This window comes from Bacteroides sp. Ga6A2 (assembly GCF_000702225.1).
Classification (GTDB): Bacteria; Bacteroidota; Bacteroidia; order Bacteroidales; family Bacteroidaceae; genus Ga6A1.
The window spans coordinates 1-15863 of sequence record NZ_JNKX01000058.1; the positions used below are offsets into that span (position 1 = coordinate 1).

At 48.2% G+C, this 15863-nt stretch carries 6 protein-coding genes and 1 pseudogene; all 7 read right to left on the reverse strand.

Going from position 1 to position 15863, the window contains the following annotated elements; translation table 11 throughout:
* Window positions 1-210 (reverse strand): annotated as a pseudogene (locus T538_RS0112835) (IS1182 family transposase); the annotation flags it as partial.
* An 869-nt stretch (window positions 211-1079) separates the two neighbouring features.
* Window positions 1080-1385: a hypothetical protein gene (locus T538_RS18465; protein ID WP_155993200.1), complete on the reverse strand. Its 306-nt coding sequence runs from the start codon at window positions 1383-1385 to the stop codon at window positions 1080-1082.
* A 172-nt stretch (window positions 1386-1557) separates the two neighbouring features.
* Window positions 1558-10713 carry an RHS repeat-associated core domain-containing protein gene (locus T538_RS0112850; RefSeq protein WP_051656084.1) on the reverse strand — a complete coding sequence of 3052 codons (9156 nt, stop codon included), beginning with the start codon at window positions 10711-10713 and terminating at the stop codon, window positions 1558-1560.
* Between the two features lie 7 nt (window positions 10714-10720).
* Window positions 10721-12283, reverse strand: coding sequence for a T9SS type A sorting domain-containing protein (locus tag T538_RS0112855; protein WP_197025789.1), 1563 nt, complete (start codon window positions 12281-12283; stop codon window positions 10721-10723).
* Window positions 12284-12285: 2 nt separating this feature from the next.
* Window positions 12286-13350, reverse strand: coding sequence for a hypothetical protein (locus tag T538_RS17820; protein ID WP_051656086.1), 1065 nt, complete (start codon window positions 13348-13350; stop codon window positions 12286-12288).
* Complete coding sequence (locus T538_RS0112865; RefSeq protein WP_031534302.1) at window positions 13347-14066, reverse strand: outer membrane beta-barrel protein; 720 nt, start codon at window positions 14064-14066, stop codon at window positions 13347-13349. Before T538_RS0112865 ends, T538_RS17820 begins: the two co-directional genes overlap by 4 nt.
* A gap of 1053 nt (window positions 14067-15119) precedes the next feature.
* Window positions 15120-15458 carry a hypothetical protein gene (locus T538_RS0112880; RefSeq protein WP_155993204.1) on the reverse strand — a complete coding sequence of 113 codons (339 nt, stop codon included), beginning with the start codon at window positions 15456-15458 and terminating at the stop codon, window positions 15120-15122.
* Between the last annotated feature and the right edge of the window lie 405 nt (window positions 15459-15863).

Here is a 15863-nt window from a genome sequence, read left to right on the forward strand (position 1 = left end):
ATAGATGACTACGGCCAGAAGCATCTTCGGGTCGTAAGGGCTGCGGCCACGCTCCTTGTACAGCTTGCGAAGACCGCTCAAGTCCAAACTGTTAACTACGCTGCTCACAAGACGGACTGGGTCGTCCTGGGCAATGTCCTTGTCGATTCTCTGAGGAAAAAGTATCGTCTGATTTGGAGAATACGGACGAAAGTGGTATCTTTGTTGCATTTTATATTGCATGTTGTAAAGATACGAAAACTTTACGACATAACGAAGCCCTGGCTTGAGAAAGTCGGGGCTTTGATATAAAAAAGGATGTGCCTATTTTGACACACCCTCTATTTAACATACGATTTAAATAAATTCGTACTGTATCACGTACTGCAATGACTGTATCTTTTGTGGCATTATTTGTTGGTTTGTTAGTATTGTTTTTTGAAGATTCACAACTAACAATAAATATTGTCAATAACAAAACGAGAAAATATTTATTCATAATTATTATCATTTTTTTCTGGTCGCCAAAATATAGTTTTGCCAACAGCATGAGTTGCAACAATATTTAATCTAATAAATGCAGATCCTGGCCAACTATACTGAAAACCATTTGAGTTCCAATTTTGAGGATCCATGAAAACATCTTGTGGTAAAGAATAATCTTTACCGCTGAAAAACAAGTTATGCGAAGCTGAAAAACGTTTGTTTTTGATGCGATGTTTTGTCGCTTTGCGACAATGGGAGTTGCAAACTCCCGTCTATTTATGCTGCCGAATTTCCGAATTCGGCAGCATAAATAGACGGGAGGGGCGGAATTGTTCCTCAGGGAGTTCCGATGCTTGCCTTACTGCGCTGTTGCGCCTGAGGAATGTTTGTTGTTATCGCCACACGATTTTATAGTTGAAATGTGTGGCGGTTATGTTTGTACGCTTAGTTGCGTAATGTATCGTTTCATCATACGTTTTATAGTCGCTCTTCCTGTCGAGCCTTGACTGTCTGTGCAACGATGTGAAAGAACGTTCTTGCAATTTGCTGTATTTAAAGAACTGAGGCTACAAGTCCCAGTTCTTTACACAAACTTATTATATATCCGAGGACAATTAATGGAACCTTATATCGTGTGGATATCTATCATAAAAGAAGTAATATATATAGGAAAATCTTTTATCTACAGAATAATAGCCCCATTTTGTCATTATTTTTTTATCTTTATATTTAAACTCCATATTGCTACAGTCTGTTGAATAAAGAATAAATTCAGTAGAATCGATTTTCTCTATAACTTCCAGATAACTGTTAAGGCTGTCCATCTCTAAGGCTGTTAGTTTCACGCTATCCATTTTGAAATTTGGTTCTACTACAAAGTCCACAAGTCCCGTTGATGGATTTACACGTCCGCTCACCATCTTGTAATCGTGAGAGTACATATACATGAACGAGTCCTTGAAAGTTATCTGTATATATCTCCTTGGATTATTGTCAGAAGACAAGGTACAGACAAAGTGAGAAAGATTCTCCTTCGCCTTATTTACACACGATGATAATGAAATAATTATCAGTAATGACACTATGATTCTATTAATCATAAGTTGTGTGCGCTTTTCGTTCTGTTGCATCATGTTCCTTCCTAAGTCCATTTTCTGTATATTTAAAATTATACCCTATTCCGATAGTCTGCAATTCATCAATACGCTCATCACTCGTATTACTTTTTACATCACCTTTGTATGTTACAGTAACAGGCTTTGTCTTAGAAAAATCAAAACTCTTCCCTCTCATGTTACGATAGGCGTGTATTAGTTCATGCCCAAGTACTATTTCAGGGGATGTCTTTTCATTTATCACAAATCCTCTAAATCCTTTTCCTGCATCTACACAGTTTTCATTGGGCATAAGAGTTACATTAATTGTAGAATTTGTTCCTCTAAGACATGCATCATTCCGGTTTTCAGGAATTGTTCTGTTTGTATCACTCACTTTTATTGTTGTCGTTCTCTTGTCGTTAATGACATCACGAATAAGAGCCGTTCCAACCTTATAATTTTTGTTTCTGTTACTCCAGCGTTTACCGCCAATGGTAACAACTCCAGTTTTCCTATTCATTAGCAAATTATCGTTTGTCAATCCTTGAAGGACTTTAAGAATTGCCATACGTTCTTTGTAACTTCCTGCTAAAACAAGTTTCTTTCCATCTGGGTCAACGAGTTTTATTGGGTTACCAGCACAATACACATACGCACCCATATTCGGGTACTTCTCCGCAAGCGGATCAACCCCATACCATACCGAAGCCACCGGATTCATATATCTTGCACCGTAGTAGTACAGGCCAGTCTCCTCGTCGAACTCCTTGCCGTTGAATTTGTATGGCATTTCCTCAGAAGAAGAGTGCTCGTCTACAAGCAGTTCGCCGTAAGGCAGGTAGGCATCATATTGGGTGATGTTGCCGTCCTTGTCGGTGATGTACGACGTAGAGCCAAGGTGGTCGGAGTGGAAGAAGTAGGTCTCCTCCTTAGATGATGAAGAATCTGCCACGTAGCCATATCCCGGTTGTGCCTCGTCAGGGTCAGAAGGGTCGTCCCATGCGATAGGTGCGCCCGGAGCAGTTCCTTCCTGCTCATTCTTCTTAACGTACTGCGCCCATTCGGCTGGTACGGAGTGGTCGCCAAGCTCCTTGATGATGGTGTTGTAGCCAACGCCCGTGTTCTCAGGGTCGGCATAGCTTCCCTTCATCGTAGGGATGCCCGGAGCGATGCCAAGTTTCTTGTAGTAGTCCTCCTTCTGAGACTCGATTTGGTTTAGACGCTCGGCATAGTCCTGCTGTCCTGCTGTGAGGTGGCTGCCGTTTACGCCATACATGTTGTTAAACGAGCCAGAGCCGATGCGTGAAGCAACGCGCTTGCTGCCAATGAAGTAGTGCTTTGTAAAGCGGTTCTTCGTTACGCTTAGGATGCTTGCCGGATAGAGCGTGTACTCGTCCGTCTCGTGGAACGTGATGCCCTGAGGCGCGCCGTTGATATACACGCCTTCCATAGAGCCGTGGCTCTTAACTACGCGCTCGCCTGCATGGTTGTAGGTATAACGGCTTGTCTTGCCGTTGTCCGAGAGCACCATCAGACGGTTGTCCTCGTCCCAGTACATCTCGCGAGTGGCGTCGGTCGAGTCGTTCTCAACGCGCACAGGGTTTCCGTTGGCATCGTAGGTGTAATGCTCGTGACCAATCTGGCTCGGCGCGCTCGGGTGGTCGTCATCATCATACTTATAGTAGTTGTGGTATGACTGCGCCTTTTTTGAGTTTTCAACGCTCTGAGCCTTGCTGATAGGCATGCTCATCACGTTGTAAGCCATGCTGAGCGTGTAGCTTGCGTCCTTGGCTTTGCCACTTGCGCCAATAAGTCGGTTGAGCGCATCGTACTGGTATGTGTGATTGCTTGCGCCGCCCAGCTTTGTACTGCTGTTCGGGGTTACATCATTGCTTATACCGAGAATGTTGTCTACGGCATCGTAGGTGTACGTGTTGCGCATGATGTCGCTGCCATCGAAGGCAAGGCTCATCTCCTGCAAACGCTGGCGCGCGTCGTCGTAAGTGTACTCTGTCTCCGTGCCGTTGCCAAGACGAGTATAAACGGTGTGTCCGTCCTTGTCGTAGCCAATCCTGTCTACTATAACGCTCTCAACACCCTGTTTATTGCTTGTGAGCGAATAAACCTGTCCTGCCTCGTCGTAGTGGTATGTAACCACCTCGCCGTCAGGGTATGTCATCTTGCGCACGCGGTTCCAGCTGTCGTACTCCGCTCCGTAGACGTATGTGCGAATGTCAGCCACGCTCGCCATGACGGTGCGCACGGTCTTTACAACCTCGCCCATCTTGCCGTAGTAGTATGCCTCGCCGCCGCTGGCATCCTCGACCAATGCCAGACGGCCTGCACGACCGTGGTCGTCGCCTGCCTCGCCGTAGGTGTATGTTACGCGGTTGAAGAGGTTCTCGGGGTAGAGCACCTCGCTAAGACGCTCGTAGTCGTATGTGTATGTTATCGGAGCCTTGTCTGAGATAGACTTCTTCAGCTCGGCTGTGAGCTTTGTAAGAAGGTTTCCGGCGGCATCGTAAGTGCAGACAACCTCGCCTGCATCAGGATGCTTAACGCTCAGCTTACGGCCGAGAAGGTCGTACTTGTATGTAGTCTGAGTTCCGTTAGGGTGATGCACGGTGGTTACCTGACCCACTGCGTCGTAGTCGTACTTAACTACAACATCCTCGCTCTCGCCGTGCTGAACGGTCTGGCGGTTGCGACCCTTCTCGTCGGTATAACTTTCCGAAGTGCGTCCAAGCGCATCGGTAACGCGTGTGAGCAGCATCTGCTCGCCGTCGTGAGAAACGATTGTGTAGTCGCTCGTAGTCTTCGCGCCGTCGGCAAGTGTAACGCTGAGTGCGCGGTCGCGGCTGTCGTACTCGGTCCGTGCCTGAAGCGAGCCGAGACTTCTGTTGTACTTGTCGATATCTGCAAAGCTCTCTGCAACAGGATAATATGTTGTAATCTTACGTCCGAAGGCATCGGTAACGACGCGTCCGCTCACGATGCTCATCTTCTCAGCCTTCTTTGTCGATGCGTTCCAAACAGAGCCTGTGCGCTTGGTCTGCACGGCACGACCCAGAGAATCGGCAAACGTATATGTGTCGATGTTGCCGTCTGGCGAGAAGTGGATGGTGTGTGCAAGACGCTTCTCCGACTCGTACTCGTACTTGATAGTGAACGGCTCGCCGCTCGCAATCTCGTATGGTGCGCGTATTACGGTTGGTCTGCCAAGGTCGTCGTACTCATACTCCATGCGCTCTCCGTTGAGGTCGGTCGTAGCCTTAGGAGCGTTCCAGAGGTCGTCGTACTCGGTAGAAGACGAATATCCGTAGGCATCCTCGACCTTTGTTACGAGGCTGTGCATACGGTCGTCGTATGTGTACTTGTGCCACATGCGCTGACCGCGGTAGTTCTCAGGCTTGGTGAGCTTGAGAATGTTTCCGTAGTCGTCGTAGTCGATATTGTATACCGAAGGCTTGTCGCCCGCGCTCATCTCAATCTTTGTGATGTTGCCCAGATTGTCAATCTCCGTGCTGCGCTCGCGAAGCGTAACGCCCTTGCAGCCCACCTTAATGTGCTTAGGCACGCCCACGATGTATCTGTCGCCCTTGTTGTGGTATTCGATGGCAGCGTCGAGCTCGTAGCCTGCCGCCGTCTCGTTGCACACGGTAAGGTTGCCCAGAGCGTCGTAGTCGTTCACCACCTTGGTGCTCATGCTCTCGCCCGAAGTCTCGTCGAAGGTAGTCTGCACCACACTTGCAAGTGCAGGGAAGCGCACCTCGTCGCTCACCTTGCGCAGGTCGTACTCGTAGGTAGAGCCTTGCAGCATACGACCCTCGGCATCGTAGAGAGCCTCGGCGGTAACGAGGTCGTGAGTGTAGTAGTCGCGGTTGTTGCCATAAGTCTGCACGCTGTAGCGGAACAGACGGTTGTCGTGCTCGGTGTCGAGCTGGTTGGTGCGCACGGTGCGGAATCCGAAGAAGTCGCGCTCCTGTCGGTGCTTGTATCCGCCCGAATACTCGAATGTGTTCTTGCCCGATGTAGCTCCGTTCTCCTCATATCCGCCAGTAGTCTCAACCGACGACATAACCCACTTGCGTCCCGGATGGTCGTAGCTTGGCGTTGTCTGCTCGTAGCCGATGCTGATGCGTCCGCCAAACGGCAGGGTAACTGCCTTCAGCATATTTGTGCGACCAGTAAGGTTGCGGCGGACATAGATAACATTCTCGTTCATGCCAACGTTGATGCCCGGAATAATATTGTCCGAACCGTTGTCAGCCTCTACCATGTCTGGCAGTCCGTCGCCGTCCATATCGTGGAAAGCAGCCTCTACCGTACTTACACCCGATGAAGCGGACTTTGTTGCTTTTGGTGTGAAGCAAATTGTTAATATCCAAACAGGTACTCTAAACGTTGCGGCAAAACTACCGTATGTGGAAACGGACTTTGCAAGTGTTCTGCCAAGATCTCCTTCGTAAGATGAACTAGAGATAAAACCGTTACCACTATTTATTTCAACATTTATTTTGTCACCGTCCTTTGTTAGTCTGTCAGGCAGTCCGTCGCCGTTTACATCAAGGAACATTGAATCAGAATACGACGTTGTCTTTGTTCCGTTTGCACCGAACGAAATTTCTGCTTTTCCGAGAATAGGAATTCTTGTTCCAAGACCTGCACCCCATACATTATAATGTGATTCCTCTATTCCATTGGTGTAGTTTTCTTGTTCGGAACAAAAAGAATTTCCAAGATTATACCTAATGGTATTGCCTGTGAGCATATCTGGCAGACCGTCGCCATTGAAGTCGTTCCATACATTTATGTTACGGCTATGTCCGCCAGTAAAATTGCCGCTTGCGCTTACAGATAATGCTGAAGTCTTGTTTGCATCGCTTGCGTTGTTACCTTGACTTGAAGAGTCGAATTCTGGGGTTGAATTTGTTGCAACAGCCTCGTTCGACTGAGCTTGTCCCGCATTTGATTCTGTTTGTTCGCTATTCCCCTTTTCTGTGAAAGTAAATCCAGCATCGATGGTTGCTGAATTTGATTCAGACTTTTGTGTTGGGACATCTGTTGTGATATTCTCTTCACCGATTACTCCTGTCGGTTTCGTCATTTGTGCCAAAACCTTACCATCATTATCTCTTAGCCAGTCTGGATAACCATCACCGTTTATATCCATTGCAGAAACCTTTGTATAAGAAGTCTGGCTGCTTTTACTTCCGCTTAGATTTGCAAAGGCAATGCTTCCCGCAACACCATATCCTTCTCCTTTCGTTTCTGTAAGTAAGACTGGCGCAAATAACACGCCGTCACCGTCTGCGGTATCTAATGTATCTACTACAATTTCGCACTCTCCAAGACGAGAACTTGAAATGGTGTCTGGTGAAATAAACACGCGTTCTGTAAGGGCTACATAAGCTTTTCTTTCACTATCGTAACCCATAACGTGGAAGCGTTGCTTGTTGACAGGTACAAGTTCGTCTCTTAATTCATCAGAGTTTTTGTTATTCTTGAAGTTTTCTGCGAGATTTTTATACTTGTCGCCATCAATCTTCAGAACTGAAGCGTCGATAGGCTTCTCGCCATACTCCTTGTTTCCGTTATATGCGAACTGTCCCCATCCATTGTAGAGCAGACCAAGGTCTGCGCTGTTGTAGCCTGAGAATACTGATGCGTTTATCTTGCATAACTCCTTGCGCTCAATTTTGTCTATCTTTACTCCTGTACTGTCTACTTTGTACTGTATCTTGTCGCGCAGGATTGTAAATTCAGGTTTACTGGTATTCTCTATTTCGTTCAGAACTGTGAAGGTAACGCTATGTATGCCCGAAGCTAATTTCTCTGCCAATATACTGTCGTTGACAAGTAAGGTGTCTTTTTTCAGAGTGTTATTTGTTCCAAGTCTCCATGCTCGTTTGTACACAGGTGTTCCTTCCTCGTTGTTTACAAGTATGTTAACTACAGCCGTATCTTTGTCGTTCTTAGAGTCTGAACGATTAACACCCATATTCGCAGCAATATAGAAACCGTCCTTGTATTCTTTTACGGTTACACTTTTCTTATTTTCGCCATTGCCATACTCGATAGTTTTGGTCTTGTTATAGCTGATTTCTGCTGGAATTTTTTGGGGCTTGCCTATGTAGAGTGGTTTGTTGAACATGGTGCGCTGTGGCACAATTCTCTGAACCTTATCCTCGCCGTCGTACTTGCACACAGGAGTCCAAGAAACCTTGTGCCAGTCGAGTGGAGCCTGGGTTTCCATTTTGAACGAGAATACCGTTGAGTCGCTTTCCAAGGCATCGTAAGAATATGTGAACTTGTCGCTCAGTACAGAGTCTGACTTCAGCAGAATCTCTTTCAAGACAATGCTGTCCTTGGCTGTCTGACGTATCACCTTAAGCAGAATGTCGTCGTTGGTCTTATCTTTCGAATATGGTGCTTCGATGGTGAAGTGACCAGACTTATAGGCTGTTGCCACAGACGACTCGCCCTCGATAAAGTCCTTACGGCTGTCGTAAATAGTGAGGTCTCTGCCAAGATATCTTGTTGTATCTATCTTGATAGAGTCGTACTTTATCGTTGGATTCCACTCAACCTCGTCGGCAACGCCCGAATATATAGACTGCAATCTGAAATACAAGCAGTTGCCTTTTCTAACATCGATACTGTTTGTATATGTCTTGCTTTCGGCTTTCTTTAGAGAGTCTGAATGTAGAATTCTGTTATCGTGCTGAATGCTGAACACAATTCCGTCGCCGTCGGCGTTAAGTTTCTTGATAACGCTATTGATGCTTATACGTCCGTCGAACGGAGCGCGCCACATTCTTACCGCATCGTTCAGCGGATATTCATCTTCGAGAGAATCTCTCTCTGCCTCATAATTAGGTTTGAATACATCTAACAGACCTGCATTTGTGCCCAGAATAGGGTTGGGTGTGCCGATGCTTGAAGGATAAAACTCAGGCTTGCCGTCTTCTCCTATATGGTTAAAGAATACGACTCCGTTTTGGGCAATATCCACAAGACCGTCACTGTTGAAATCATTAAGATATACAAAGGTCTTATCCTGTTCTTTTGTGTTGGAATAGCTAATACCTGCATTAGCAATGCCATATTGAGCACCTATGTCGGTATTTAGGCTATTGCTGGTGTTTCGACCTATTGAGAAGTTTTTTATACCTTTTATTAGTTTGGGATTGTCGAACGTGTGCTGATTGTCCGTTCCACAAAGATTTTTCTGATAGTAAAGTTTGCCGTTGCGTTGGAATATCTTGTCTGGCAGTCCGTCACCGTCAATATCAATCAGGGTGATCTTTCCTGAGTTCTCGTTTGTTGAAAGTGTGTATGATGCTCCAATATGAAGCCCGGCTCCTATAGTGAAACCAACTCCGACCTGCATACCGCCGCCACCTGTCTTTCCCTTAGAATAACCGCCGCCGAGAAGGCTCATTCGACTGTCGAAGCCGTTTATAGCACTATGGAAAAGATTTTCAGTATCAAATCCGCTGTCCTTAGCTTCCCATTTCTCTGGCTTTCCAAACATTCCCTTCTCCACATCGTTGTAGTAGTCGAACGACTGGCTGGCAACAAAGGCGTCCTTGCTGTCGAGCTGTTCGATGCTCTTCAGCAATGTCTTGCCGAACGGACCGACCTCGTAGTTTGGCTTGTAGGCGCGCAGCTGCTTGCCATCGTTCTTTACAACAACCTTCCTGAGCAGAGCCTTGTCGGTCTGCATCACGCCAAGACGACCGTTGCGTACAACGTCGTTGCGGTCGCTGCTCTCTGTATCTATCTCGAACTCAATGCTGTACACACCCTCCTCGTTGCCGAAGCCAGTCCATGTGTACTTGGCAGGGTAGAGGTTGTTTCCGCTCTTGATGTAGTGGAACGCTGCAAAGTTACCGTGAACATCGGTAACCCTGTCGAGAGCCCAGCGTATGCGGTGATGATTGCCATCGCTGAGGGTCGACTCGTCGCTCACCTTGCCGTCATGACCGCCGTAGCTGTAAACCGTTCCGTTCTTGTCGGTAACCTCCCAGTAGTAGTCCTCCGGAGTGCTTCCCTTACGCACAATCTTGCTGAAGCCGCCCTCAACCATAGGGTAGAAACGCTTGTCCTTCTCTCTCTTCTGAACACCGTTCTTGCGGTAATGGCGGTCGCTAAGCTGCTTTCCGGCAAGAAGATAGCTCTCCGACTCGTTCTCGCTGTCGAAGCGCGGAACGCCCCATCGCGTCTCAATGTCGATGCTCTGCACAGGCAGACTCCATCCGTAGCCTGCATAGCCGCTTCCGCCGTCGCTGCTGTATTGCAGTCCTGCGCCGGCAGATATTCCGGCTCTGCCCTCGGGCACGGCAAACTGATAGGCGAGTGCAGCCGTACCGTTCTGGTTGGCTGTCGGAGCCTCAATTTTCTGGATGCCGGCTGACGGGTCGGCTGCCTTCAGGTCGCTGATGCCTGTCGGAACGTAGTTCGATGTCTCAGGACTCTCAGGCACTTTTATGATACCGTTTATCACATCGGTAAAGTGCGTGGTCTCTGCCGTCACCGTGGCAAGATGCTTGTCGGTTGACTTATGCTTCAGCATCGTCCACTTGCCGTGCATCTCGTCGTAGTAGTATGTATGAATGTCGGCAGCCGTGTATCCCTTAGGGATGAGCGTGCTGTCGTAAGGCACGGTTATACGTGCAGGTATATTGCAGAAATGGTTTCCGTGCGGAAGGAATCGGTAGCCCGAAACCGTATCGCCCGGCATTGCCTCGCCGCCCGTCACGTTTACCATTCCGGCAGGCAGATGCGGCAGCTCGTTCTTCTCAAGCGGAGTGATGCTCAGAATCATTCCGTGGCTCATCGCACCGGCAGGTACGGCGAGTCGTGCGCCGCCAACGGTGAGGCTGTCGCCCTTGGCATTGCTGAAGAAATGGCTCACCGCCTTGTGCCTTGCGATTCTCGTGCATTGTCTCTGTGCCACCGCGCCCTTCTCGGACTGCGATGCGCTATCCTGAATAGCCACGGTATGGGCTGTGGCTGTATCTTTGCTTATGTCGCCGATGTTGTTTCGGCTGTTGCTGTTGCCATGATTACCGTTGCATGATGCAAGGGCGGCTGCAAGTGCTACGGCAGCGCATAGCGTGGCTGCCTTCAGCTTCTCTATTTTCATCGTATGTCTATTTTCTGATTAGTTTTACAGTCTTTGTGTAGTCTCCAATTTTGATGCTTAGCATATAGTGTCCTCTCTCAGGAAGGAACAGCTGTCTGCTGAAATAGGTGTCTGCGCCGAGGCTGAGCGTGCTTACTGCCGCGCCCTTGGTTGTGCAGAGCGACAGACTTACGGCCGATGGCGACGACAGCTCTATCTGAACGCCCACATTGCCGTCTGTTGTAGGGTTTGGCGATGCCACGATGTTGCGCACTATGCCGCCCTCGCCCGTCAGCTCTGGCAGAATCTCGGTGATGCCGTCGCTGCTTATTCTGAACTCGTTTACGGCGGTGTTGCCTGTGCGGTCGGTCATGGTAAGAGTGTATCTGCCCTCGGCAAGATTCTCGAAACGTGCTCTCGGCTCGCTGCCGTTCTTCAGTGCTGCCGGCTTGTCGTCCTTCTCAAGCTTCATGCTGAATGGAGGCAGACCGCCGGTTATAAGCAGACTGAGCGTTCCTGTTTCGCCTTGTCTGCTTGGCTGCTCAACATCGATGGTGGTGAACAGGTCTTTCTCGGCTCTGAGCGTGAAGACGCTGTTGCCGTATGCCTTCACGCCACAGAATGCAATTGTGTCGCCGCCGCTGAAATCGGCCTTGCGATAGATTACGGCCTCGGGACTGAACGTGCCCGTTCCGGTTGTGTCGATGGCAAGATAGTAGCTCTCGCCCTCGGCAAGCGGCGCAATCTGGCGTATGTCCGATGCGTTGGCGGTAAGTTTCACTTCCGTCTCTGCCATGCCTGCCGATGCTGCCTTCCATCGTCTGCCCATCCATTTTCCGAAGGCTGAGCTGCGGGTCAGCGACAGGTTGCCGCCATCGTCGCCAAACAGAAGGCTCTGTCCGTCGCTTATCTTGTCTGTGCTTATGCGCACGAATGCGCCATCTTCGGCACTCATTGCCGACTGTATATGCTGTGCCGACGCGTTGTCGGCTGCTATGCCCGATATTCTGTTGCGGTACTTCTTGTTCTTGTAGGCATTCCAGATTACTCTGCCGTGCGAGTCGTAGTAGCTCGATTTGAGGGTGATGCCGTGCTTCAGAGCCATGAAACTCTCGACCTGAGCACGCTCTCGACTTGAAAGACTGCGGTTGTACACGGCATACTCAACAAGTGCGTCGGTCATGTCGTCGCTCGGCAGCTTTCCGCTGCTCGACTTGCCAAGCAGAAGAGTCTTGCCGCCCACGTTGCGCGAGGCCGAATAGCTGTATAGGCGCATCTGTCCTGCGCTGTCGGTGTTGCAGTTCATAAACGAGCCGCCTTTGAGGTCGGCTGTGCGCGCTGTCGTCTGCACCAGTTCCGAAGCCGTGCCGTCGGTCATGCTCCAGATGGTGCGCTCGCGGTTCTTGTCAGCTTTAGAAATGCCCACGAAGGTGAATCCGCTGCCGCCGTCAATCTTTATGCTGTCGGCGCGGTTGGTGGCAGACCATGCCAAGGGCGATGGTACTCCGCCGGGTGTCTGTGCCGCGGCCTGCATTGCTACAAGTACTGCGGCGAGTGGTATGTAAAGTCTTTTGTCGTAAAGTTTAGTCATAGTCAATCTTTCTTGTTTTGTACTTTCTTGTTTAAGTCTATGGTGTAGCCGATGCTCACGCCAATGTAGTGCGAGTTGTTGCATCGCTCGGTATATCCGTACTCGTTTTTGTTTGTGTGCAGAAGGTCGGTTGCGCCGTAGTCGTACTCAACGGCTGCCTCGAGTCCTGTATTCTTGTTGGTATAGCCAATCTTCAGCGCAGGGGCAAACTGTACGTTGCTGCTCACCGTCTCTCTAAGATGCTTGGCTGCCAGTTCGTCTTGCTGACGGTATATTGTGCCGGTGCGGCTTGTCTCGTAGCCTACGGATGTGTGGAATGGCAGGACCGCCATCGCTCCTGCCGACATATAGAAGCCGTCGTAAGGATAGAAGCGGAACATTAGCTGTGGCGCGAGGGCATCGCAGCCCACCGACATCTTTTCTGTAAGGTCTGTCGTGGCTGTGTGCTTCTCCGTGCTGCCCGACAGACGCATGTAGTCCACGCCCAGTTCCGCGCCAATCATACCGTATCGCCATGTGCCGTAGATGCCTCCGCGGAACACAACGCTTCCTTTCTCCTTCAGCGTGAACTGAGGACGCACGTTGTAGCTCTCGGTCATTCCGCCGAGCGATGTAATGCTGCTGTAGCCCGCGCCGGCCCTCACGCCTATGGCAAAGCGATGCTTCGACGGCGCAAAGACTTCGGCAGGTTCTTCTGCTTCGACAACATGCTGTTCGTCTTTCTTTGGCTCAGGCTGAGGCTTGGTATTGACGGGCTGCTCGGATGGCATACACTCAATCTCCTCTTCGGGCTGTTTCTCGACGGTCTTTTGTATTATTACAGGCTCTTCCGTAACCTTCGGCCTTCTGTTGCGCTTCGCTTTCTGGCGCAGTTGCGATGGCTGAGGCTTGTGCGGCTCTTTGTCGCTATGTTTTTCTGCTATGTTTGTCGTTGCACTTGTGCCTGCATCGCTTTTCGGCTCTTCCTTTTCGGTGCATCTGTCCCAGCCTATGAGCAGAGCCAGCAGCAGGAGTATTGCCGTTATTGCCGCGCGCTTGCGGCGGTTGCTTTTCTTGTTGTCAGTCATCGGCCAAGGTTGAAGAGGTAAGATACACTAATTTCGATATTGTGGCTGTGAACGCTGTTGTCAACCCAGTTGAAGTCGTTCGCCTCGGTCTTCAGTCCGCTTGTCAGTCCGTAGAAGTAGCGTGCGTCGAAGAGCCAGTGAGGCAGTTCGTAGCCGAAGCCGCCGCCAACAGCCACGTCGGGACGCCCGGTAAGTTTGTCGCGCATTATGCGTTCGGTCTCGGCAGATGTTCCGTAACCGTAAGATGCAAACTTCTCGTCCTCCTGATTGCTGTCGTACTTCAGTCCTTTAGGGTTGAGAATCGCCGCAATACGTCCGCCAGCAGAGATGCTGAAGCCCTTTCGCCACGGATAGCAGCGCAACATACCTTCAACGCCCAGATGACTGTAGCGCGTGCGTACGTCGTAGTTAAGCTCCATATTGTCGGAGTAACTCAGCTTTGCTGCCTTCTGATAGTACACAATGCCGCCGTCTGCGCCGAACAGAGAGCCCGGCTTGTGCCAGTGCGCATATATACCGCCCGACGGAATGCCCTGCATCTTCTCCGAGAACTTGTAGTTGGAATAATAGTCCTCGGGCACAAGAATCTTGCCCGTACCATTGTTTACCGACACGCCTCCGCCCAAACGGATGCCCAGTTTAAGTGCGCTTTCCTGCGCCGACAAATTCAACGCAGAAAGCATGAACAAAGAAAATAAAGTAATCTTATTACCCATAATTCATGATTGTTTTCGAAGTTTTAAGCTGCAAAAGTATCTATTCCACAGATTCTTACAAAACGATTTTACATTTCTTAACATTTACGGTAGGTTATTTAATAAATATTAACATTTGATAACTTAGATATGGGTAAATGGACAATTGTCAATAGACTGTTGACAATTCAAAATTGAGATTCGAGATTATGACTTGTAGGTTAGAAGGAGAATTTTGAAAATTGAAAGAGTGCGATTGTTATCGCTTTTTCTTTCATAAGTTCTGCCGAATTTTTGTGCTCGAACTATGTTCGCTTGCTGCCAAAGGGACGTAAGAATTCTGCAGTCGTTGCCTTCCCTTGGTTCTGCCGAATTTGGTTGCATCAGCATTCGGGAGTTTGTAACTCCCATTGTCGTAAGGCGACAAAGAGTTTAATTTTAACATAACCATCACCTATTCTACGTATAATCTTCCTATACCTTCCATATACCGAACATATAGCTTACATATACTCAACATATAGCCTCCATATAGCTTCCATATATCTTCCATATATCTTCCATATACCCTGCATATACCTTGGCACTATTTTGTATATACCAAAAGACAAAATACTCCACTTTTTCTACCATTATGAATCCTCACCGTCTGAATTGGCGGGACAATGTGGATTCCCCTCGAACCTTCCCCCTTGCTATCTCCTTACTATCCTCTTGCTATCGACTTACTTCATTCCACCTAATCCAACTGTTCGGCGGCTAGCCTGTAATCTATTTCTTCATTCGACATCATAAAACTATGCTTTTATTATTCATGACTCAGTTTATTTACATCCTCTCCAGTTCTACTTTCCCTCTACCTTCCCACGACGTTCCTTGGACGTACCTTGGACGTACCTTGCCACTATTTTGTATTTACCAAAAGGACAATTTGTACTATAATTGTTTTATATACACTCACTGTAATGAATTATGATTTTTGAATTCCGAATTGTTAACTGTTAATTAATAAGAATTTTCAATTTTCATTTTTCTGTTAGGGAATATCAAACGAGAACTCAGAATCCATGAGTTTCATGTATTGTTCCATGTTTCCGGGATTTCAATCTTCTGCTTGCTTACGTTTTGTATGTGTATGGAGTCGGCAATCTTGTATGAGTACCTGACAATCTCGCCGCGCCACCTTCCTTTTTTGTCGAGAAAAAGGGCGAGGATGCTTGTGTTGTAGTTGACAGCCTTGCTATGCTTGCGACGGAAGACTTCGATAAATATTCGATCGTTTTTTGCGTCGCATCGCTCCAGTCCTACCAAGTCCATATAGAGTGGTCTTTGTTTGGAAATGGTTTTGATATTCTGCGAGAAGGCGAGTATTGCAGTTGTTACCGACAAAAGAAATATTGCTATTCGTTTCATTCGGAGTTCTGTTATGATGTTATTTTTCAACTAATTATTCCTGTTCGTGATATGATATAAAGTTTTACTTCTGCCGAATTTGCAGCTCGCCCTTTGTTAGCTCTTACCTTTGCATCGGATTATAGATAATGTTCTAAATGTCCGATGTTAAACATCGTATAAATTTAGTTCATGCGGCAACAATTTTGTAGTTTCGCTAGAGATTGTGGCCGTGGAGGGCGAGAGCATTGTGTCGCTAGGTAAGCCGTCTGACTATATCGTTAGCAAGACCTTCGTCCGCCCTCCTTTTAAAGTCTTTAGAGTCTGAACATAGAATCGTAGCACGTCGCTGGACGATGCAGTGTCCGACAAGAGTGAAGTCGAGGAAGGCTTTGGCTATAGTCTGAACTTTAGTTATTAACCCTT

Bases quoted from the DNA above. Each gene is read 5' to 3' on its own strand.
- T538_RS18465 (WP_155993200.1), bottom strand. From the start codon at position 1,385: ATGGTGAGCGGACGTGTAAATCCATCAACGGGACTTGTGGACTTTGTA.
- T538_RS0112850 (WP_051656084.1), bottom strand. From the start codon at position 10,713: ATGAAAATAGAGAAGCTGAAGGCAGCCACGCTATGCGCTGCCGTAGCA.
- T538_RS0112855 (WP_197025789.1), bottom strand. From the start codon at position 12,283: ATGACTAAACTTTACGACAAAAGACTTTACATACCACTCGCCGCAGTA.
- T538_RS17820 (WP_051656086.1), bottom strand. From the start codon at position 13,350: ATGACTGACAACAAGAAAAGCAACCGCCGCAAGCGCGCGGCAATAACG.
- T538_RS0112865 (WP_031534302.1), bottom strand. From the start codon at position 14,066: ATGGGTAATAAGATTACTTTATTTTCTTTGTTCATGCTTTCTGCGTTG.
- T538_RS0112880 (WP_155993204.1), bottom strand. From the start codon at position 15,458: ATGAAACGAATAGCAATATTTCTTTTGTCGGTAACAACTGCAATACTC.